At 72.2% G+C, this 20,868-nt stretch carries 21 protein-coding genes; 11 read left to right on the top strand and 10 right to left on the bottom strand.

The window, feature by feature from the left end; all coding sequences use genetic code 11:
- Positions 1-150: 150 nt before the first annotated feature.
- Together Pta02_RS30595 and Pta02_RS30590 are read left to right on the top strand one after the other, a co-directional pair.
- Positions 151-684 carry a sugar O-acetyltransferase gene (locus Pta02_RS30595; protein WP_203878481.1) on the top strand — a complete coding sequence of 178 codons (534 nt, stop codon included), beginning with the start codon at positions 151-153 and terminating at the stop codon, positions 682-684.
- 79 nt (positions 685-763) lie between these two features.
- Positions 764-1,393, top strand: a complete 630-nt coding sequence (locus tag Pta02_RS30590) for a methyltransferase family protein (RefSeq protein WP_203878452.1) — start codon at positions 764-766, stop codon at positions 1,391-1,393.
- A 33-nt stretch (positions 1,394-1,426) separates the two neighbouring features.
- Here Pta02_RS30590 and Pta02_RS30585 read toward each other — a convergent pair whose 3' ends face one another.
- On the bottom strand, positions 1,427-1,783 hold the full coding sequence (locus Pta02_RS30585; RefSeq protein ID WP_203878451.1) for a winged helix-turn-helix transcriptional regulator: 357 nt from the start codon (positions 1,781-1,783) through the stop codon (positions 1,427-1,429).
- 57 nt (positions 1,784-1,840) lie between these two features.
- Between Pta02_RS30585 and Pta02_RS30580 the strand changes: the two genes are divergently transcribed.
- The 6 genes from Pta02_RS30580 to Pta02_RS30555 all read left to right on the top strand — a co-directional run bounded on the left by Pta02_RS30580 (position 1,841) and on the right by Pta02_RS30555 (position 8,249).
- Positions 1,841-2,737, top strand: a complete 897-nt coding sequence (locus Pta02_RS30580) for an NmrA family NAD(P)-binding protein (protein WP_203878450.1) — start codon at positions 1,841-1,843, stop codon at positions 2,735-2,737.
- A gap of 99 nt (positions 2,738-2,836) precedes the next feature.
- Complete coding sequence (locus Pta02_RS30575; RefSeq protein WP_203878449.1) at positions 2,837-3,400, top strand: TetR/AcrR family transcriptional regulator; 564 nt, start codon at positions 2,837-2,839, stop codon at positions 3,398-3,400.
- Between the two features lie 137 nt (positions 3,401-3,537).
- The gene (locus Pta02_RS30570) at positions 3,538-5,703 is read left to right on the top strand and encodes an MMPL family transporter (protein ID WP_203878448.1); all 2,166 of its coding nucleotides are present in this window, start codon (positions 3,538-3,540) and stop codon (positions 5,701-5,703) included.
- A 135-nt stretch (positions 5,704-5,838) separates the two neighbouring features.
- The gene (locus Pta02_RS30565) at positions 5,839-6,387 is read left to right on the top strand and encodes an EXLDI protein (protein WP_203878447.1); all 549 of its coding nucleotides are present in this window, start codon (positions 5,839-5,841) and stop codon (positions 6,385-6,387) included.
- A gap of 90 nt (positions 6,388-6,477) precedes the next feature.
- Entirely contained in the window at positions 6,478-7,449 is a 972-nt protein-coding gene (locus tag Pta02_RS30560) for an ATP-binding cassette domain-containing protein (protein ID WP_203878446.1), read from the top strand.
- A complete protein-coding gene (locus tag Pta02_RS30555) occupies positions 7,446-8,249 on the top strand; it encodes an ABC transporter permease (RefSeq protein ID WP_203878445.1) in 804 nt (267 codons plus the stop codon). The genes Pta02_RS30560 and Pta02_RS30555 overlap by 4 nt, the downstream gene beginning before the upstream one ends.
- A gap of 15 nt (positions 8,250-8,264) precedes the next feature.
- Here the strand turns inward: Pta02_RS30555 and Pta02_RS30550 are convergent, their stop codons facing one another.
- Positions 8,265-8,792, bottom strand: a complete 528-nt coding sequence (locus tag Pta02_RS30550) for a class I SAM-dependent methyltransferase (RefSeq protein ID WP_203878444.1) — start codon at positions 8,790-8,792, stop codon at positions 8,265-8,267.
- Positions 8,793-8,870: 78 nt separating this feature from the next.
- Here Pta02_RS30550 and Pta02_RS30545 point away from each other — a divergent pair, with 78 nt between their 5' ends.
- Positions 8,871-10,082 carry a molybdopterin molybdotransferase MoeA gene (locus Pta02_RS30545; RefSeq protein ID WP_203878443.1) on the top strand — a complete coding sequence of 404 codons (1,212 nt, stop codon included), beginning with the start codon at positions 8,871-8,873 and terminating at the stop codon, positions 10,080-10,082.
- Positions 10,083-10,117: 35 nt separating this feature from the next.
- Here Pta02_RS30545 and Pta02_RS30540 read toward each other — a convergent pair whose 3' ends face one another.
- Positions 10,118-10,966: a glycoside hydrolase family protein gene (locus Pta02_RS30540; RefSeq protein WP_203878442.1), complete on the bottom strand. Its 849-nt coding sequence runs from the start codon at positions 10,964-10,966 to the stop codon at positions 10,118-10,120.
- 178 nt (positions 10,967-11,144) lie between these two features.
- On the opposite strand from Pta02_RS30540, the gene Pta02_RS30535 reads away from it, so the two are divergent.
- Together Pta02_RS30535 and Pta02_RS30530 are read left to right on the top strand one after the other, a co-directional pair.
- Positions 11,145-12,092: a GlxA family transcriptional regulator gene (locus Pta02_RS30535; protein WP_203878441.1), complete on the top strand. Its 948-nt coding sequence runs from the start codon at positions 11,145-11,147 to the stop codon at positions 12,090-12,092.
- 118 nt (positions 12,093-12,210) lie between these two features.
- Positions 12,211-12,858, top strand: a complete 648-nt coding sequence (locus Pta02_RS30530; RefSeq protein WP_203878440.1) for a hypothetical protein — start codon at positions 12,211-12,213, stop codon at positions 12,856-12,858.
- A 139-nt stretch (positions 12,859-12,997) separates the two neighbouring features.
- Here Pta02_RS30530 and Pta02_RS30525 read toward each other — a convergent pair whose 3' ends face one another.
- From Pta02_RS30525 to Pta02_RS30495, 7 genes are all read right to left on the bottom strand, one after another.
- Positions 12,998-13,813, bottom strand: a complete 816-nt coding sequence (locus tag Pta02_RS30525) for a DUF2382 domain-containing protein (RefSeq protein ID WP_203878439.1) — start codon at positions 13,811-13,813, stop codon at positions 12,998-13,000.
- Between the two features lie 431 nt (positions 13,814-14,244).
- The gene (locus tag Pta02_RS30520; RefSeq protein ID WP_203878438.1) at positions 14,245-14,424 is read right to left on the bottom strand and encodes a YegP family protein; all 180 of its coding nucleotides are present in this window, start codon (positions 14,422-14,424) and stop codon (positions 14,245-14,247) included.
- Between the two features lie 81 nt (positions 14,425-14,505).
- Complete coding sequence (locus Pta02_RS30515; RefSeq protein ID WP_203878437.1) at positions 14,506-15,810, bottom strand: hypothetical protein; 1,305 nt, start codon at positions 15,808-15,810, stop codon at positions 14,506-14,508.
- An 84-nt stretch (positions 15,811-15,894) separates the two neighbouring features.
- Positions 15,895-16,806, bottom strand: coding sequence for a carbohydrate ABC transporter permease (locus Pta02_RS30510; RefSeq protein WP_203878436.1), 912 nt, complete (start codon positions 16,804-16,806; stop codon positions 15,895-15,897).
- A complete protein-coding gene (locus Pta02_RS30505; RefSeq protein WP_203878435.1) occupies positions 16,806-17,702 on the bottom strand; it encodes a carbohydrate ABC transporter permease in 897 nt (298 codons plus the stop codon). The genes Pta02_RS30510 and Pta02_RS30505 overlap by 1 nt, the downstream gene beginning before the upstream one ends.
- 37 nt (positions 17,703-17,739) lie before the next feature.
- Positions 17,740-19,029: an ABC transporter substrate-binding protein gene (locus Pta02_RS30500; RefSeq protein ID WP_203878434.1), complete on the bottom strand. Its 1,290-nt coding sequence runs from the start codon at positions 19,027-19,029 to the stop codon at positions 17,740-17,742.
- A gap of 66 nt (positions 19,030-19,095) precedes the next feature.
- Entirely contained in the window at positions 19,096-20,805 is a 1,710-nt protein-coding gene (locus tag Pta02_RS30495) for an ATP-binding protein (RefSeq protein ID WP_203878433.1), read from the bottom strand.
- Between the last annotated feature and the right edge of the window lie 63 nt (positions 20,806-20,868).

Genomic DNA, 20,868 nt, shown 5'->3' with positions numbered 1-20,868 from the left:
AGACGCGTGAGAGGATGGGCGAGGCCGCGCATCGGGGGCGGGCACCGGCCGGGGTACGGCCCGGCCTTCCCGGTGGCGGCCCGCCCCGCGCCTAGGCTCGTCCCCGTGACCGACTTCTTCGCCGGGGACACCCGTACCAACCGTGAGCGCATGCTGGCCGGTGATCTGTACATCGCCGACGATCCCGAGCTGGCGGCCGCCCTCGAACGCGCCGCCCTGCTGTCCCACCGGTACGGCGAGCTGTACCCCGCCGACTACGCGGCCGCCCGGCTCGTCCTGCAGGACCTGCTGGGCTCGATCGCCCCCGACGCCCACATCCGGCCGCCGCTGTACGTCGACTACGGCTCCTACATCACCGTCGGTCCGGGCACGTTCGCCAACTACGGGCTGACCGCCCTGGACGTGGCCCCCATCACCATCGGCGCCGACGTGCAGATCGGCCCGCACGTGCAGCTGCTCACCCCCACCCACCCGCTCGATCCCGAGCAGCGGCGCGCCAAGCTGGAGGCCGCCGCGCCGATCGTGATCGGGGACAACGTCTGGCTCGGCGGCGGCGCCATCGTGCTGGCCGGGGTCACCATCGGCGCCAACAGCGTCATCGGCGCCGGTTCCGTCGTCACCAAGGACATCCCCGGGAACGTCGTCGCCGTGGGCACCCCGGCCAGGGTGGTCCGCGACCTGTGACGGCGTCGCCGGCCGTTCGTCACAAGGACATTGAGTTCAGGATTGCCTGAATTCAGGGTTCTCTGTACTTTATGGATGCATGACCGTCGCCGCTCTCGTGATGTACCTGACCGCTCTGATGCTGGCCTTCGGCTGGCGCACCCTCGTCCAATGGCGCCGGACCGGTGACAGCGGCCTGCGTCTGGACGCCGGCCCGGCCGGCTCACCGGCCTGGTGGGCCAAGCTCGCCTTCGTCGCCGCCCTCGTCCTCGGCCTGGCCGGGCCGATCGCCGGCCTGGCCGGCCTGGCGCCCCTGTCCACGCTCGATCACCCGCTCGTCCGGGCCGCCGGGCTGCTGGTCGCTGTCCTCGGCACCGTGACCACCCTGGCCGCGCAGCTGGCCATGGGCACCTCCTGGCGGATCGGTGTGGACGCCGGCGAGCGCACCGACCTGGTCACCGGCGGCCCGTTCGCCGTGGCCCGCAATCCGATCTTCACCGCGATGATCACTACGAGCCTCGGGCTGACGCTGATGGCGCCCAACCCGGTCGCCCTCGCCGGCCTGGCCGTCCTGGTGGTCTCCATCCAGATGCAGGTGCGCGCGGTGGAGGAGCCCTATCTGCGCACCGTGCACGGCGCCGTCTACGGGGAGTACGCCGCCCGCGTCGGGCGGTTCGTGCCCGGCATGGGGCGGCTGCCGTACCGGCCGGTGGGCCCGTCCGGAGGCTGAGGCGACCGGTCCTGCGGGGTCGGTTCTCGGCGATCAATCCTCGGTGAGGGGGTGCGCCTCGCCCCAGCGGAGCATGGCGTCCAGGACGTCGCTGAGGCTCTCGCCCTCCTCGGTGAGCTGATAGACGACGCGGGGCGGCACCTCGGCGTAGACGGTGCGGGTCAGGATCCGCTGGTGCTCCAGGGCCCGCAGGCGGTCGGTGAGAGTCTTGGCGCTGGGGGAGCCCATGGCGGCGCGCAGGTCGCCGAAGCGCTTGGGGCCGGACAGCAGCTCCCGGACGATCAGCGTCGTCCACTTCCCGTCGAGGACCTTCAGCGTGCGCTCCACGCCGCATCCCGGGGACGACGCCGAGTTGAGACGTCCGAGCTGCTCGCTGCCATTGGTTTCCATAGTGAAACAATATTACGTGCTAGGTACTGCTTCATTATTGAAACTAACGTGGCCGCCATGAACAGCTCATCGACCGTGGTCGTCCACGGCGCGACCGGCACCCAGGGTGCCGCGATCGTCCGCGCCCTGCTCGCCGCGGGACACCGTGTGCGGGGTGTCGTCCGCCCCGTCACCCCTGCCCGCCCCGCCTCCCTCTCCCGGCTGCATCCGGACGCCGAGCCGGTCCCGGCGGACCTGCTCGACCCCGGCTCGCTGGCCGCCGCCTACGCAGGCGCCGACGTCGTGGTCGTCCAGCTTCCGCTCGTCTTCGCCGCCGGCCCGGCCCTGCGGCAGGCCGAGGCGGTGCTGGCCGGGCTCCGGAAGGCGAGGGTGGGGCGGGCGGTCCTCAATCCCGGCGGCGGGCTGCCCCCGGCGCCCGTCGGGGTGCCGTTCGTCGACGCCCGCGTGCTGGTGGCGGCCGAACTGCCCGGCAGCGTCGAGGCCGCCACGGTGGTCGCACCCGCGCGCACGTACATGGAGAACCTCATCGCCCCCTGGTCCGCCCCGCTGGTGCGCGCCGGGCGGGTCGCCTACCCGCTCCCGCCGGACCTGCCGGTGCCGTGGGTCGCACTGGACGACCTGGGGGCCGCCGTCGCCGCCGCGATCGCCTCGCCGGCTCCTCCCGCGCTGCGGATCGTCTCCGGTCCCCGGGCGCTGACCGGAGACGAGGTCGCCGCCGAGCTCGCCGCGGCCCTGGGCCGTCCGGTGCGGTGGAACACCGTGGAGCCCGACGCCTACCGGGAGATGCTGGCCCCTCATCTGGGGGAGGAGGCCGCCCGGGGGATCGCCGGGGCCTACACGCCGCCGCCCCCGGGAACGCCCCCGCCTCCGGCTCCCGACCCGTCGGTCGTCACCGTCGGCGTCACCGCCCTGCGCGAGTGGGCGGCCCGTCAGGACTGGACGGCCGGCGCCTGAGCGATCCTCCCGAAACGGCTGACCTGAGAATTTCACGGTGTGGGAACCATCACGGTCGCATTGTGACCGATTTGGTCGCATAGCGTCTATTCTGGTCTTATGCCTCGTCAGACCCGGCAGCAGATCGATGAGGAGATCATCGACTGCGCCGCCATGTTGTTCGCCCGTCACGGCTTCGCTGAGACCTCGATCCAGCGTGTCGCCGACGCGGTGGGCTACTCCAAGAGCGGCCTGCTGCGGCACTTCCCGTCCAAGGAGGCGCTGCAGGACGAGGTCGTCGGCCGGTGCCTGGCCGAGTTGCGGGACGCCCTCGGCGAGGCGGCCGGCCGGGCTCCCGGGCCGGGGCGCGACCGCGCCGCGCTGACCGGGCTGACGCACCTGGCGCTGCGCCGGCCGGGCTTCATCGCGCTGCTGCTCTCGACGCTGCTGCGCGACCCCGCGGGCGGCGAGAGCGTCCCGCTCCAGCCGGTGGCCGAGGTCATCATCGAGACGTTCGGCCTCGATCCCGACACGGACCTGGGCCGGGTGGTGCGGGTCGCCGGTGCGATCGGCGCACTGGCGGTGGCCCGCACCGCGCTGGGCGAGCATCTGCCCGCCGACGCGGCCGGTCATCTCATCGACGTCGGCTACGACGCCCTGGGCCACCCGCCCTCGGTTCCCTGACCCGGGCACCGGACCCGCACGGCTCGATCGCCGTTCCTCCCGGCCCGGACACGGATCCGTACGGCGCGCCGCCGTCCCTCCCGCCCCGGGCACGGACTCGCACGACCCATTGCCGTTTTCTCCTGAAGGTGTATCCAGTGGCGACTTTGCTCTACCGGCTCGGCCGGTTCTCCTTCCACCGGCGCGGCCGGGTGGTGGCCGTCTGGCTGCTGCTCCTGGCCCTGCTCGGCGGTGCCGCCGCGATGTTCAGCGGCTCCACCAGCAGTGAGTTCAGGATGCCGGGGACCGAGTCCCAGCGGGCGATGACCGTTCTGCAGGAGCAGTTCCCGCAGGCCGGCGGGGCGACCGGCACCATCGTGATCGCCTCGGCCGGTGAGGGGAGGCTGACCCCCGACCAGGTCAAGCCCGTGGTGGAGCAGGCGGCCGCCGTGCCCGGCGTGCTGGCCGCCGTCGACCCGTTCGCCGCCCGGTCGGTCTCCCCCGACGGCCGTTACGCCCTGGTCCAGGTGCAGTTCTCCGCCAAGGTCACCGATCTGACCGACGCCCAGCGCGAGGCGTACGCGAAGGTCGGCGACGGCCTGGCGGGCCTGCGCGTCGAGCCCGGCGGCGAAGCGGTCACCGGTGGCGGGCCGGAGGTCGGCTCGTCCGAGGCGCTGGGCGTGCTGGTGGCCGCGGTGGTTCTGGTCGTCACCTTCGGCTCCCTGGTCGCCGCCGGTATGACGCTGGTGAACGCGCTGGTCGGCGTGGGCGCGGGCATGGCCGGGCTGTTCGCCCTGACCGGCGTGGTGGAGCTCAACAGCGCCGCCCCGACCCTGGCGCTGATGCTCGGCCTGGCCGTGGGCATCGACTACTCGCTGTTCATCACCTCCCGCTACCGCCAGTTCCTGGCCGAGGGCATGGACGCCCGGGAGGCGGCCGGCCGCGCGACCGGCACCGCCGGCTCGGCCGTGGTGTTCGCCGGCGTCACCGTGGTCATCGCCCTGGCCGGCCTGTCGGTGGTGGGCATCCCGTTCCTGACCGCCATGGGCCTGGCCGCCGCGGCCACCGTCACCGTCGCCGTGGCCGTCGCGCTGACCCTGCTGCCGGCCGTCCTCGGCTTCGCCGGAGAGCGCATCCTGCCCCGCAAGCACCGCGACGGGCAGGCCGCGTCGTCCCGCCGCGCGCCGCGGGAGGCCTTCGGGTTCCGGTGGGGCCGCCTGGTCACCCGCCTGCGCCTGCCGATCCTGCTGGCCGGCATCCTGGGCCTGGGGGCGCTCGCACTGCCCGTGCAGGACATGCGCCTGGCCCTGCCCGACGCCGGCACCGCGGCCGAGGACTCCCCGGCCCGCCGGGCCTACGACCTGATCAGCGAGGGATTCGGCCCCGGCTTCAACGGCCGCCTGATCGCCGTCGTCACCGCCGACACCAAGGAGGCCACCACCGCCGCGGCCGCCGAGGCCGCCAAGCTGATCACCGGAACCGAGGGCGTGCTCGCCGTCGCCCCGCCGCAGCCGAACGCGGACGGCACCGTGGCGCTGCTGCCGATCATCCCCACCGCCGGGCCCACCGACGCCGCCACCGAGGAGGCCGTCCACGCCATCCGCGACAAGGTCGCCGCCGTCGACGGCGCCGACGTCGCCCTCACCGGCGTCACCGCGATGGGCATCGACATCTCCGAGAAGCTCGCCGACGCGCTGCCGGTCTATCTGCTGCTCGTGGTCGGCCTGTCGGTCCTGCTGCTCATGCTGGTCTTCCGCTCCGTCCTGGTGCCCATCAAGGCCGCGGCCGGGTTCCTGCTCACCGTCGGCGCCACCTTCGGCATCACCGTCGCGGTCTTCCAACAGGGCCACCTGGCCGACCTGTTCGGCATCGACACCCCCGGCCCGCTGATCAGCTTCCTGCCGGTCCTGCTCATCGGCATCCTGTTCGGCCTGGCCATGGACTACCAGGTGTTCCTGGTCTCGCGCATGCGCGAGGACTACGTCCACGGCGACACCGCCCAGCAGGCCACCGTCAACGGCCTGGGCCACAACGCCCGCGTCGTAACGGCCGCCGCCCTGATCATGATCGCGGTCTTCGGCGGGTTCGTGCTCATGGACGACCCCATCATCAAGTCCATCGGGTTCGCCCTGGCGGTCGGCGTGTTCGTCGACGCCTTCATCGTCCGCATGACCCTGGTGCCCGCGGTCATGTCCCTGCTCGGCCGCGCCGCCTGGTGGCTGCCCCGTCCGCTGGACCGGGCCCTGCCCAACCTCGACATCGAGGGCGAGAGCCTGGCCAAGCACGCTCCGGCCGTCAAGGAGGGGGAGTACTCCCTGGCGTAGCGCGCGCACTGTACGGCGGCCGCCCGGTCCACCTCGGACCGGGCGGCCGCGTCGTTCCGCTCACCCCGCGGGCAGGGCATTGCACTTCTTCTCTCGTATACGTACCTTTATACGTATACGAGATGAGAGTGAAGGATGCCCAACAAAACGATCTACGTCTCCGACGAGGACCTGCCGCTGTTCCAGCGGGCCCAGGATCTGGCCGGGGGCAAGTTGTCGGCGGCGATCAGCATCGCGCTGCGGCGCTACGTCGAGATGGAGGAAGGCCGTCAGGAGGGTTACGACGAGATCGTCGTGAAGGTCGGCCAGGGCAGCGCGGTCCGCAAGCAGCGCTTCTCCGGGGTGCTGCTCGGCGAGTGGGGACGCACGGTGGGCAGCCGGGTGGAGATGTTCCGGGTGTACCGCTCCCGCAAGGGCAAGTACGTCCTGCACGTGGACCGCTCGCCCGACTGGCCGGACGGCGTGAGCTCGGGACCCGGCAACTGGCTGGAGAACCTCTTCTCCCGCGAGGCGCTGCGGACCTATCTGGGCCTGGCCGACTCCACCTGGGGCTTCGTCCAGGGCGAGGCCACGCTTGAGGTCGTCGAGACCTTCGAGGAACTGCGCGGCAGGATCCCGGACGAGCTCTACGACCTGATCGCCGATCTCGCCGCGCGTCCCGTCGTCGAGGACCTCGACATCTAACTCCATCTGCTCGGAAAAGCACGCCGGACGGTCGGCAGGCGACCGCCCGCCATCCCGTCATGCCCGGGAACAGAACGAGAAGAGGTACGCATGCCCCCCGCCATCACAGCCGAAGGGCTGGTCAAGAGGTACGGCGACGTGGTCGCCCTCGACGGGATGGACCTGTCCGTCCCCGAGGGCACCGTGTTCGGCCTGCTCGGCCCCAACGGAGCAGGCAAGACCACGACCGCGCGGATCCTGACCACCCTGCTCAAGCCGGACGCCGGCCGGGCCACGGTCGCCGGATTCGACGTCGTCGCCGAGGCCCCCCGGCTGCGCGCCCACATCGGCGCCTGCGGCCAGTACGCCGCCGTCGACGACCACCTCACCGGCGCCGAGAACCTGGAGATGGTGGGCCGCCTCTACCATCTCGGCACCCGGAGCAGCAGGCGGCGCGCCCGCGAGCTGCTGGAGCGCTTCGACCTGACCGGGGCCGCCGACCGCCCGGTGCGGGGCTACTCGGGCGGCATGCGACGCCGCCTCGACCTGGCCGGAGCGCTGGTCGCCGACCCGCCGGTGCTGTTCCTCGACGAGCCCACCACCGGCCTCGACCCCCGGGCCCGCGCGAGCCTGTGGGACGTCATCGCCGGACTCGTCGCCGGCGGCACCACCGTGCTGCTCACCACGCAGTATCTGGAGGAGGCCGACCGCCTCGCCGACACGATCGCGGTCGTCGACCACGGCCGCGTGATCGCGCTCGGCACCGCCGACGAGCTCAAGGACGACCTCGGCGGCGACCGCGTCGAGGTGGCCGTGACCGACGCCGCCGGCCTGGAGGCCGTACGGCGCGCGCTGGCTCCCCTGGCCGCGGGGGAGATGCGCGTCGACGCCGCCGCGCTCCGGCTGACGGTCCCGGTCGGCGACGGCGCGGCCTCGCTCACCGCGGCCCTGGGCCGCCTGGCCGCCGAGGGGGTCACCGTACGCGACGCGGGGCTGCGCCGGCCGACGCTGGACGAGGTGTTCCTGACCCTCACCGGACACCGGAGCGGTGAACTCGTCACCGCCGAGGAGGAGGCCCGATGAACGCCCTGCAGATGACGTTCGCCGACGGCGCGACGATCACCAAGCGGAACATACTGAAGATCAGGCGGGCACCGGACCTGCTGGGCGGTGTGATCACGCTGCCGATCGTGTTCGTGCTGCTGTTCGCCTACGTCTTCGGCAGCATGATCGAGCTGCCGGGCATGTCGTACGCGGAGTATCTGATCCCGGGGGTCTTCGTCCAGTCGATCGTGATGGGCGCGCAGATCACCGGTTACACCCTCACCCAGGATCTGCAGAAAGGCATCTTCGACCGGTTCCGCACGCTGCCCATGGCCCCCTCGGCGGTGCTGGTCGGCCAGACCGTCGGCGACATCGTCATGAACGTGACCAGCATCGTCACGATGGCCCTGATGGGGCTGATCGTCGGCTGGCGCATCCACACGGCGCCCCATGAGGCCGTGCTGGGCTTCCTGCTCCTGCTGCTGTTCGCCTACGCGTTCTCATGGGTGAACGCGACGGTCGCGCTGGCCCTGCGCAAGCCCGAGGTCTTCAACAACATCGTCACCATCCTGTCCATGCCGCTGGTCTTCCTGTCCAACGCCTACGTCGACACCACCCGCCTGCCGGAGCCGTTGCAGACCGTCGCCGAGTGGAACCCGGTCTCCGTGGTCATCCAGGCCGCCCGCGAGCTCTTCGGCAACACCTCGGCGGCCATGCCCGCTCCCGACGCCTGGCCCCTGCAGCACGCGGTCCCGGCGGCGCTGCTCTGGTCGCTCCTGCTGCTGGCCGTCTTCGCGCCCCTGGCCGTCCGGCTGTACGGCAGGGCGGTCAGCCGGTGATCCGGCCCGGTCCCCTCAGTATGGGGTGGCCATGACGCACACCAGAGGCGCCGGCGCCGAGGTGCGGCGGGTCAGCACGGTGGTGGCCAGACCGTGCGCGGAGACCGCGGAGTCCACCTTGGCCGCGATCTCCCCGGCCCGTCCGGCGTCCGGCGGCTCGTAGAACAGGTACAGCCCGCCTCCCGGCGCCAGCCAGCGCCTCAGGAGTCCGATCTCCGCGGCCGGGGAGCGCGTCCAGAAGAGGTTGACGTTGACGGCGAAGATCTTTTCGAAGGAGTCGTCCTCGAAGTCGCTGCTCTCCAGGGCCGCGACGCGGAACACCGCCCTGCCCGCGGCCACGTTCGCCGCGTTGCGCCGCCGCGCGGCGTCGATCGCCTTGTCCGAGCGGTCGACGGCGATGATCGTGCCGTCGGTCAGCCGCTCGCAGACCAGCTCGGCCGCGACGCCGCGACCGCACCCGATCTCCAGCACCCGGTCGGCGGGACCCACCTGCAGGGTCTCCACGGCCCAGAGCAGGCGCTCCGGTATCGGTCCAGCCGTCATGATCGGGAAAATACCAGGCGGCGCGCGGGGAGCGGCGGCTCGTGGACGAAACCGGGTGGCGGGTGGCACGGTGTCGGCATGATCTCCAATACTGCCGTGGGCGATTCCGGACCGGACGAGGCCTTCCGCGACCTGCCATGGCAGCGGGCACGCGAACGCGCGCACGCCGCGGCCCGGCCCGTGCCGCCGATCGAGGTCGAGCTGGAGCGGGCCGCCGGGCTGACCCTCGCCGAGGAGATCACCGCCCGGACGCCGGCCCCCGCCTTCGACACCTCGGCGATGGACGGGTTCGCGGTGGCAGGGCCCGGGCCCTGGCAGGTGTGCGGCGCGGTACGGGCCGGGACGGTCTGGACCCGCGAGGCGCTGGAGGCGGGACAGGCGGTGGAGATCTCCACGGGAGCCCCGGTGCCGCCCGGAGCCGACGCCGTGCTCCCGGTGGAGCTGGCCGTACGGCACGCCGACCGGGTGAGCGGCCCGCAGCCCTCGAAGGGCCGGCACATCCGACTGACCGGCGAGGACGCGCCGGCCGGGACCCGCCTGGCCGCGGCCGGCGGCTGGGCCGGCCCCGCGCTGCTCGGCCTGGCCGCCGCCTGCGGCTATGACACGCTGCGGGTCCGGCCGCGGCCGCGGGTGCGGATCCTGGTCACCGGTGACGAGCTCGTCCGCCACGGGCTGCCCGGTCCCGGCCAGGTGCGCGACGCGCTGGGCCCGATGCTGCCGTCGCTGGTGGAGAGCATGGGCGGGCGGGTGCAGGAGGTCCTTCACGTGCCCGACCGGCCCGAGGGCTCGCTGGCGGCCGCCGTCGGGGCCGCGGGCGAGGCGGAGGTCGTCGTGGTGACCGGCTCCACCTCGGTCGGCGTCACCGACCAGCTGCGGTCGCTGCTCGACGGCCGCGCGGCCCGGTGGGTCGTCGACACCGTGGCGTGCCGCCCCGGCCATCCGCAGCTGCTGGCCGGGCTCGACGGCGGGCCGTGGGTGGTGGGCCTGCCCGGCAACCCGTACGCCGCCCTGGTCGCCGCCCACACGCTGCTCGGCCCGCTGCTGGCGGGGCTGTCCGGGCGGGGCCTGCCGGTCCTGCCGCGGGTGCCGCTGGCCGGTGACGTCCGGGTGGCCGTGGGGCGCACCCGGGTGCTCCCGGCCACCTGGGACGGCCCCGTGGCCCGCGTGCTGGCCGAGCGCGGCTCCGCGTTCCTCAACGGGGCGGCCGCGGGCGACGCGCTGGCCGCCGTGCCGCCGGACTGGACGCCGGGCGACGCCGTCCCGCTCGTCCTGCTGGCCCGGCCCTTCTGACGGCCCTTCACGCGCGGCCCGGCCGTACGCCGCCCTCAGGGGTGGAGCTCGGTGCGCAGCTCGTGGCTCTCGTCGGGCAGGCGGGCCTCGTAGTAGAGCCGGTGGGCGCCGCCGGGCAGGGGCAGGACCTCGACGTAGCGGACGTCGACGACGGGGGAGTCCGGGACGGCGGCGAGGGCGCCGTCGGCGGGGGCGGCCACGCCGGTGCGCTCGAACCAGTTCTCCTCGGGGGTGGCGCGGCCGTCGTAGAAGGCGCGGCCGTCGGGCAGGACGGCGGTCAGCCGGGCGCCGCGCGCGTCCCAGGCGCCGGGGCGGCCGGACAGGACGGTGCCGTGCCAGGTCCAGTCGAGGCCGTCGGCGCTGGTGGCGTAGGCGGTGCTCATGCGGTCCTCCTGGCCGGGGACCTCCAGATGGTGGCAGCAGATCCAGGCCCGCCAGCGGTCGCCGTCGCGGCGGATGACGGGGTCCTTCACGGCGGTCTTCTCGTCGCCCTCGAAGACCCGGACGACCGGGGCCTCGGACAGCGCCTCCGGCGTGGGGGCCTCGACGGCGCCGATCCACCAGCGGTGCGTGCCGGGGGTGGCGCAGCAGACGTACAGGCGCCAGGCGCCGGTGTCCGTGCGGACCAGGGCCGGGCGTTCGACCATGGAGGCGCCGAACCGCTCCCGGTCGAGGACGGCGACCGTGGTGAAGCGCTCGCCGTCCGCGGAGCGGGCGATGACGTTGTGGTCGCCGTCGCCGCGCACGCGGTAGGCGAGGACGACAGAGCCGTCGGTGTCGAGGGCCGCGCTGGGCGCGCCGGCCCACTGATGCGGGCCCGGTCCCGGCGCGGGGACGACGACCGTGGACGGGCGGGCACCGGGGAGGGGCAGGTGGGAGGTCATGCGCCCCAGGATCGTCCGCGTGAGCGGGGACCGGGAGTGGCAGGAATGCCATATGTCAGGAAATTTCTGCCATTGTGGCGAAATGATCGGTGGTTTGATTGCCGTGGTGAGGCGACCGGGCTGGCTCCGGGAGCGGCAGAAATGATGGTTATATCGGTGTTCCTGCCATACTGAAGCCGTGATCCGTGACGTGGTGGCAGTGGTCGGCCGGCAGGCGGCCGTGTTCGAGCTCGGCCTGGTCTGCCAGGTGTTCGGGCTCGACCGGTCCGCGGACGGGCTGCCCTCCTACGACTTCGCGGTCTGCGCGTCGCGGCCCGGGATGGTCCCCACGACCTCCGGCTTCGCGATCGAGGTACGGCACGGCCTCGATCGGACTCGCACCGCCGACCTGGTGATCGTGCCGGCCTGGGCGGAGGAGCTGCCGCTGCCGGAGGGGGTCGCCGAGGCGCTGCGCGCGGCGGTCGCGCGGGGCGCGATGCTGCTCTCGGTGTGCACGGGCGCGTTCGCGCTGGCCGAGGCGGGCCTGCTGGACGGCCGGCGGGCCGCGACGCACTGGCAGGTCGCCCCCCGCCTGGCCGAGAGGTATCCGCGCGTGCGGGTCGACCCCGGCGCTCTGTACGTCGAGGACGGGCCGATCGTCACCAGCGCCGGCGCCTCCGCGGGGATCGACGCCTGCCTGCACGTCGTGCGGCGCGAGTTCGGCGCGGCGACGGCCAACGCCCTGGCCCGGCGCATGGTCGTCCCGCCGCACCGGTCCGGGGACCAGGCCCAGTACGTGGAGACGCCCGTCCCCGCGACCGGGGACGGCTACGGCCTGGCCGAGCTGCTCGACTGGATCCAGGCCCACCTGGACCGGCCGCTGACCGTGGAGGCACTGGCGGCCCGCGCACTGATGTCCCCCCGGACCTTCGCCCGCCGGTTCAAGGACGTCACCGGCACCACGCCGCACCGCTGGCTGCTGGACCAGCGCCTGCGCCTGGCCGAGCAGCTGCTGGAGACCACCGGCCTGCCCGTCGACGCCGTCGCCGCCCGCACCGGTCTCGGCAGCCCGGACACCCTGCGGCACCACTTCGCGGCCCGCCGCGGGATCACGCCGACCGATCACCGCCGCGCCTTCCGCGACTGACCGAGCAGTGAGCGGTGTGCCGTGATCTGGCAGGAAATCAGCGACTCGCCGACGTGGCTGCCGATGAGATGGCCAAAGGCACAACTGTGCCGCTTCCTCTAGCTCGCAAGGATGCGACATGGAACTGCACGACCGCCATGGAGGGCGGGTCATGTGGCTGGGACGCCACCCCGACCGCGGCGAGATCTACCGGCTGTGCCGCGGTGGGAAATGGCTGGGCGACCACAGCCTGGACGCCCTGCCCGCGACCGCGGCCTATCACGGCCTGACGCTGCCCGAATTCGGGCTGGCCGATCACTTCACCTGCATGACCGTCAACCTGGCCGACCGCACCTGCTGCCTGCGGCGGGCCGAGACCGTCGAGACCGACGCCGTCAGCGGGCTGATCCAGCGCCGGTGCGCCCCGTGCCGGCAGGCCGCCGCCGAGCTGGCCACCGCCGACCCGGCGGTCTGCGCCCCTCCCGTCGCCGGCACGGCCGCGGCGGGCTCCGGGTTCGCGGCCCTTCCCGCCGGTCCCGGGTCGCAGGAGCACCCGCTCTGGAGCGACCTGGACGAGTGGTGGCTGCAGCGGCAGGAGGACCGGCGGCGCTCCGTCTCCCTGCAGCTGCGCGACGCCGTCACCGTGATCTACGCCGCCTGCGAGATCCTCTCCGACATCGGCGCGCCGGACTCGGGGACCGAGCGGGAACGGCTGCTGGAGATGGTCCGCACCCGCGCCGCGCGGCTTCGGGCCCTGCTGGCCACCACCGCGTGGGCGGGCCTGTGAGGCGTCGCCGTACGCGGCTGAAGGCGGACGCCCCGGAACGCGACGCCTCGGAAGACGCCCCGGGAAGCGGATGCCCCGGAAAGGCGAACGCCTCGCCGTCCCGGTGACCGGGGCGGCGAGGCGCTCGTCGGGTGCGGGGTCAGAAGCCGCGGCCGGAGTCGCCGTAGCGCCGCCCGTCCTCGTCGCCCTCCATCTCGATGCGCTCCTTGCGGACCCGGCCGGAGACGGTCTCCTGGTCGGTGACCTGCTCCTTGTTCAGCCGGACCCGCTCGACCGGGACGGCGTGCTTGTCCACCACCGGCCGCTCCTCGTGCAGGGTGACCTCGTACTCACCCTCGCTGATCTCGGGCCCGGACAGGGCGGCGTCCCGGTTGGCGCCGGTGATCGGCTCGCGCTCGATGCGCACCTCCTCACGGGTCACCGGCACGCTGACCTGCTGCTCCTCGGTGACCACGTACTTGCGCAGCCGCGCGCGGCCCGTCTCGTGGGTCTCGGTGCCCACCTCCAGCTGCTCCTCGGAGCGGGTCATCGCGTCGTCGGTGCGGCCCAGCCGCTCGCGCTCGGCCTGACCGCCGGTGTGCGCCCACCCGGCCGTCCCGCCCTCACCGGACCGGTTGGCCTCCTGCCAGGAGGTCTCCCAGTCGATGTCGTAGTAGCGGTACAGCTCGCGCTCCTCCTCGGCCGACAGGTGGCCACCGGCGTCGACGTCGACGTTGGGGGCGTCCTTGACCAGCTCCTTGTCGTAGGCGACCTCCACGTGGTCGGCGACCACGTCGGCGGCCTGGATGGGCACGAAGGTCTCCCGCATGCCGAACAGGCCGGTCTTGATGCACAGCCACTCGGGCCGTCCGGTGGCCTCGTCGAGGTAGACGTGCTTGACCTCGCCGATCTTCTCACCGTTGGTGTCGTAAACGTCCTGGTCGATGACCGTACGGATCTGATCGTGGGCGATCATGCGTTTCCTCCCTCATTGGTGCGTTTCTCAGGCTTCGTTCGGTTGATGGCAATAACCGGGGAGGGGCGATGAAAACCTGCGAGCCGAAACGTCTTCCGGCTGCGATGATCACTACGAGTGAGGCGCCGATCGCGCCGGAACGGCCCTCCGTCCCCAGTTCGCGCGGGAAAAACCGGCGCCCGTCCGGCGACCGTCCCGGCTCGGGAGGGAAGATGAGCGATAACGCTCTGACCAGGGAATTCTCCGTCTCTCCTCACCCTGAGGTGACAAGAGCCTCACCGTGCGCCCGAGGTGACAGACGCCTCAGGCGGGGTACGGGGCGCGCATGCGTCTCCCCGAGGAACACGCGTTCTCCCGCAGAAACCGGCGGTGCCGGGCTCCGGCACCACGGATGGAGCGGAGCCCGGCACCGCCGGGAAGCCGATCGGGGGTCAGTCGCCGGTCTGGTCGTCGACCGGGGCCCCGGCGTTGGTCTTGACGGACTCGATGCCCTTCAGGGCGCCCGCCTTGGTCTTGTAGGACTCGCTGGTCGCGATGATCTCGCCGTTGCCGGCGACCAGGTTGAAACGGAATCCGGCCGAGGTCTTCTTCACGACGTATCGGGCTGACACGGAACGCCTCCTTGGCACTCGATCTACCGAACGGTTGCGTCTGCCAGTTCCCCGATGGGCGCCCTCCATGCCCGGACGGCCTCAGTCGAGATAGGGCTCGACGTGGCGCCAGAGGGTGGTCGTCGCCACGTGGTGGGCGCCCTCGGGCAGATACGAAGGGCCGGCGCCGGCCCGGGCGTGGCGCGCCAGCTCACCGGCGGCCTCCCGTACGGCGGGCCGTACGGTGTCCCAGGCGGTCAGGACGAGGTCGTAGGCCCGCGACGCCGCCGCGATCGAGTCGGCGTACACGGCGCCGAGCTGCGAGCCGCGGACCGTCGCCAGCATCTCGGTCATGCGCTCACGCGGGTCCGGACGGGGATCGTCGGCGAGCCGGTCGGCGGCGCGGTCCTCGTAGGCGGCCCGGGCCCGGCCCAGGAGATCGAGGCCGGCCAGGAAGAGCACGGGGCCGAGCACCGGGGCGTCGTCGGCTCCGGGCGTCGCGGCGGCCGACAGCGTGATGCGCAGCGCCTTGCCGTCGGCGGCGGACTCCCGCTCGCGCAGGCCGCCGCCGGGCGGGCCCGCCGGCGGGTGGGCGTCGAGGTCGCCGTTGAGGAGGTGGGCGTACTCGTGGGCGACGACGAACGTGACGACGGAGTCCTGCACCGCCCGTGCCGTGGCGGCGCGGGGCGGCGGGATCAGGCGGGCGTACGTTCCGTCGCAGGTGCCCATGACGACCTGCGCCGCCACGAGGTCGGAGACCAGCTCCGCCGTCGCGCGGCCGGGACGGCCCGCCTCCCGCTGCTCGTGCATCGCCGTGACGCCGAGCTGGGCCAGCATGCGGGCGAAGGCGAAGATCCCGTTGTCGAGCAGGACGACCGGCTCGCCCGAGGGGGCGCGCCGGGTCGTGGCGGAGATCCGCCCGGTGCCGAGCGTGCCGACGGCGGGCGGTTCGGCCAGGGTCCAGCCCTCCTCGTCGCCGGCCACGACCAGGGCCGTGAAGTCCCGCGAGGCGCGCCGTGCCGCCAGGCGCGCGATGGCCGCCTCGATCCTGCCGCAGGTGTCCGCCAGCCGCCAGGCCTCGGGCGGCAGCTCGTACCTCGACCACTGGCCGGGCTGATCCAGCAGGGCGGCGCGGACGGCCTCGGCGACACGGGCGTCGATGTCGTGCTCGGCCTCGGGCGAGACGAAGTCGGGCACGGAGGCGGCCCACACGGTGAAGTCGTCGGGCCCCTTGTCCTTGTCGGAGGCGGGCAGGCGGTCGTAGGTCCGGGCGCGGGTGAGGGCCGCCTTCAGGGCGCCCGCGTGGTCGGTCTCGACCGGGGACAGGCCGGCGCCTGAGCGTTCCTGCTCCTGCAAGGTCTCCAGCGTCTTGACGGCCGCGACCGGGCGGGGGGCGAGGGGGAGCATGTCTCCATCTTCATTCGGTTGAGGGGCGGCTTCCAGGTGTTCGGCCCTGTGCAGATGAATATGTCGGCCCGGTGATCGCCCGGGTCACTTGACGGCTCCCCGCAGGACGCCGGAGATGATCCAGCGCTGGGCGAAGAGATAGACGAGCAGGACCGGGGCCAGCGCCATGAGGTAGGAGGCGAAGGCGGTGGTGTAGTCGGAGCTGAACTGGTTCTGGAAGACGTACTGCGCCAGGGGAAGGGTTCGCGCCGAGGGGCTGGACAGGATCACCAGGGGCAGCAGGAAGTCGTTCCAGGCCCACAGGAAGGTGAGGATGCCCACCGTGGCGTTCATGGGGGTGAGCAGCGGGAAGATCACCTTCCAGAACACCGTCCACGTGCCCGCCCCGTCCGTGCGGGCGGCCTCCTCCAGCGCCCGGGGGATCGACTTGATGTACCCGACGTACAGGAAGATGTTGAAGGCCAGGCCGTACACGACGTAGAGGAAGATCAGCCCGGCCTGGTTGTCCAGGCCCAGCATCGAGGTCTGCTTGATGACCGGCAGCATGATGATCGGGAACGGGATGAACAGCGCCGAGACGAAGAAGAAGTACAGGCCTTTGAACAGCCGTCGGTCCATGTTGCGGGCGATGGCGTAGGCCACCATCGAGTTCGTCAGCAACGTCAGCAGGACGGCCCCGACGGTGATCAGGGCGCTGTTCAGCGCCGCCTGGGGATAGCCGGTCAGGCGCCAGGCCTCGGCGAAGTTGCCCCACTGGGGGTCCTGCGGCAGGTCGAAGCCCGCTCCGGCGAGCTCGGCGGGTTTCTTCAGCGCGGTGACGACGGTGAAGTACAGCGGGACGAGCACGGTCAGCGAGCAGGCCGCGAGCAGGGCGGTGAGCCACCAGTTGACGCGCGGCCGGCGGCGGGGCCGGGAGGGGGAGCGCGGGGGCGCCTCGGCCGGACCGGCCGGCGCGGTACCGGTGCCGGTGGCGGGAGCGGCGGATCGGATGGACATCAGGCGCTCATTTCACGACGCTGCAGCAGGCGCATCTGGAAGACGGAGACCGCGACGATGACGAGGAAGTACACGATGGCGTTGGCCGTCTGGTAGGCGTACTCGCCGCCTTCCAGGCCGCCGGTGTAGATCAGCACGGAGACCGACGTGGTCGCCGTGCCGGGGCCGCCGTTGGTGAGGGCGATGATGTGGTCGAAGACCTGCAGGAAGTTCTTCAGCGACAGCACCATGTTGATCGTGAAGAACGGTGCGATCAGCGGGAAGGTGATCGACGCGAACTGCCGCCACCGGCCCGCGCCGTCGATGGTGGCGGCCTCGACCACGTCGCCCGGGATGGTCTGCAGGCCGGCGAGATAGATGATGATGTTGAAGGCCACGGCCTGCCAGGTGGCGACGATGACGATGCCGAGCCAGGCGAGGTCGGGGTTGACCAGGATGTTCGTGCTCAGCGCCTCGATGCCGAGCGCTTCGGCGACGACGGGCAGCGAGTTGGAGAACAGATAGTTGAAGATGTAGCCGACGATGAGGATGGCCAGCACGTTGGGGATGAAGAAGATCCCGCGCAGCGTCGTGCGGAAACGGATCTTCGCGTTCAGCCCCATGGGGATGGCCAGTGCGATGACGTTGGTCAGGATGGTGGCGACGATCGCGAACTGGAAGGTGAACAGGTAGGCGTCCAGGATCCTGTCGTCCTTGAAGAGGTTCGCGTAGTTCTGCAAGCCGATGAACTCGTGGCTCCCGTACCCCGGATAGTCGGTGAGGCTGTAGTAGAAGCCCTGCAGGACCGGGACCGTGTGGAAGAGCACGAACAGGACGAGCGCCGGGATGACCATCCAGTAGAACGTGCGGCCGACCGGTTTGCGGGTCCGCCTGCCGGGCGGGGCGGCTGTCGTCATGGGGATTCCCTCGTGTCTGGATCGGCGGGCGGCTGCGTCAGGATCGGCGGGCGGCGACCTTGTCCCACTCGTCGTCGAGGGTGCGCAGCAGCCGCTCCCGGTCGCCGTCGATCAGGAACTGCTGCACGTGTGCGTCGAGCTGGATGGTCAGCGGGATGTGGTGGTCGGCGTATCCGGTCAGCCGGCCCTGCGAGAAGTACGGCATGAGCCCGGCCAGCACGGGGTCCTGCGAGGCGGCGTCCTCGGTCGGCGGTACGGCCCGCTGCTCGTCGGCGTAGGCCCTGGTCACCTCGGGACGCATGAGATAGTCGATGAAGGCCATCGCCTCCTTCGGGTGTTCGGGCTCGCGGGGCATGGTCAGGGCCACGTCGACGCCGGACACCAGGCGGGTGGCCGAGGCGTCGTCGGTGGCGGGCAGGGCGAAGGTGCCGATCTCGAAGTCCGGCTCGAACTGGTCGATGGCCGGGATGGCGAAGCTGCCCTGCAGATACATGGCCGCCTTGCCCTGGGCGAAGGCCTGGTTGCCGTCGTCGTAGTCGCGGGAGAACCTGTCGCGCTGCCCGTACCCGAACAGCTCGCTCAGCTTGCCGACGACCTGCGGATAGGCCGAGGCGAAGCTCGTGCGCCCGGCCTCGCGCGCGTCGAAGAAGTCCTGCGGGGCGAGGTTCGCCGCCAGGGCGTTGAAGGCGGGCAGGGCCGTCCAGGAGTCCTTCAGAGTGAGATAGAACGGGGTGACCCCGGCCGCCTGGAACCTCTTCGCCGCGGCGACCAGTTCCGTCCAGGTGGCGGGCGGCTCCACCCCGTGCCGCCGGAAGAGGTCCTTGTTGTAGATGACGCCGCTGACGTTGGAGGCGAACGGCAGGCCGTTGATCTCGCCCGGCCGGTGCACGCCGAGGTCGTCGAGGATGCGCTGGATGGGCGGGTTCACGCTCTTGGCGGCGGGGGCGGCGGAGAAGTCGTGGAAGACGCCGGCGGAGGCGAGCTCCCCGAAGACGCCGTTGCCGTTGAGGCTGATGACGTCGGGGACGTCGTCCTTGACCAGCCGGGCCCTGATGGCGCTCTCGGCGGTCGGCGAGTGGTTCTGGACCACGTCGATGCCGGGGTGGGCGGCCTCGAAGTCCGCGATGATCCTGTCGAAGGTCTCGATCGCCTCGGGCTTGAACTGGAAGAACTCCAGGGTGACCCGGGAGCCGGCGGACTCCTGCGAACCGCAGGCGCCCGATAGGAGGACTCCGGTGAGAAGCAGGGCCGCGTGTCCCGTGATCGCCGCGCGGCGGGCGGGCAGGCGGTGTCCCGGCCCGGGCGGGACGCGGTCGTCGCTCGTCACGAACGGACACTCCCCTCACTCGACAGTGGAGCCCCCGCACCGCCCCGCTGCCCCGTGGAGGCCGGCTTATGTGCTCGGGTCGTGACTGTTTCCGGGCTTCTTCGGAAGGACCGGCCCGGAGAGGGGGAGGGTGATGGTGAAGGTGGAGCCGTGGTCCGGGGAGCTGACCGCGGTGAGGGTGCCGCCGTGGGCCTCGACGATGTCCTTGGCGATGGTCAGGCCGATGCCGATGCCCTGGACGGCGTGGTCGGCGGCCAGGCGCGTGCGGTAGAAGCGGTCGAAGACGTGGGGCAGCTCGTCGGCGGGGATCCCGATCCCGGTGTCGGTGACCGCGATCGACACCGTGTCGCCGGCGGAGGACACGCGGACGGTGACCGGGCCGCCGGGCGCGGAGAACTTGACCGCGTTGGACAGCAGGGCCCGCAGGGCGCGGGAGAGCTGGACGGGGTCGGCCTCGATGGGGCCCATGCTCTCGTCGATGTCGACCTCGATGGGGCGGTCGCGGGTGCGGGAGATCTTCGCCATGCCCTCCAGCGCCGTCTCGAGGACGTCTTCCGCCATGACCAGGACGGGGTTGACGGTCAGGAGCCCGGCGTCGGCGGTGTTGACGGCCAGGAGGTCCTCGACCAGGTGCTGCAGCCGTATGGCGTTGTGGTTCATGGCCTGCAGCATCCGGTCCTGCCGGTCGTTCACCGGCCCGGCGTCGCCGTCGATGAGCACTTCCAGATAGCCGACGAGGGTGGTCAGCGGGGTGCGGAGCTCGTGGGAGACGGTGGCGATGAAACCGCTCTTGGCCTCGTCGAGCTCCTTCAGCCGGGTCACGGTGGCCAGCTCCCGCTCGTAGGCCGCGCGCAGCACCTCCTGGGCGCGGCGGTATTCGGTGATGTCGTTCAGGAAGGCGTTGAACACCCACTGGCCCTCGTCCTGGAAGGCCCAGATCGCCAGCTGGACCGGGAACTCGCTGCCGTCGGGCCGGTGGGCGGGGACCTCGATCCGCTGGCCGAGGATGCGCGCCCGGCCGGTGGTCAGGAAGCGCCCGAGGCCCTCGCGGTGACTCTCACGGTAGGCGGGCGGGATGATCGTCTCGGCCAGCGGCCGCCCCAGCGCCTGCTCCCGCGGCAGGGAGAACATCCGCTCGGCCGCGGCGTTCCACCCGATGATGCGTCCGGAGGCGTCCATCGCCACGAACGCCTCCACCGACGTCTCGACCATCTCCTCCAGCCGCCGGCGGCCGGCCTCCAGCGCCCGCCTGCTCCGCTCCCGGTCGACCACCCGGCCGAGCTGGTGGCCGAGGTTGGCCACCACCCGCAGCAGCGGCGTGTCGGGGGGCGCGGGCTCGGGACGGAAGAACTCCAGCACGGCCACCACGCCGTGGGCGGCCACGATCGGGAACGCGAGTGCCGCCCCCACCCCGAGGTCGGGTTCCTCTTTGGCGCGAATGAACAGCGGGTCGTGGGCGACGTCGTGCGACCACACCGGTTCTCCGGTGGCGACGGCCTTGCCGACGATCCCCCTGCCGGAGGTGAAACGGGTGCGGGCCGTCACCTCCCGCAGCGTCGTGAACCGTTCGACGGCCCCCACCCACGCCCCCGAGGAGACGAATCCCTCACCCGAGTCGTCGGGCACGCACAGGTGGCCCAGCGGCCAGCCGGTCAGCTCGCACACCGCCGCCATCACCGCCCGCGCCGCGGGCTCAAGGCTGTCGGCCGTGTTGACGACGCCCGTGACGCTGTCGAGCAACGCCACCAGCGCCTTCTCCTGTTCCGCGTACGGCACGGACCGCCTCCTCGTCCCCGAGATCACCGCCTCGGGATGCTCCCTGAGCACCATCATGCCCCG

Source organism: Paraplanobispora takensis, from assembly GCF_016863195.1.
Lineage (GTDB): Bacteria > Actinomycetota > Actinomycetes > Streptosporangiales > Streptosporangiaceae > Planobispora > Planobispora takensis.
The sequence above is the reverse complement of the archived record's forward strand: the minus strand, read 5'-3'. Positions and strand labels throughout refer to the sequence as shown.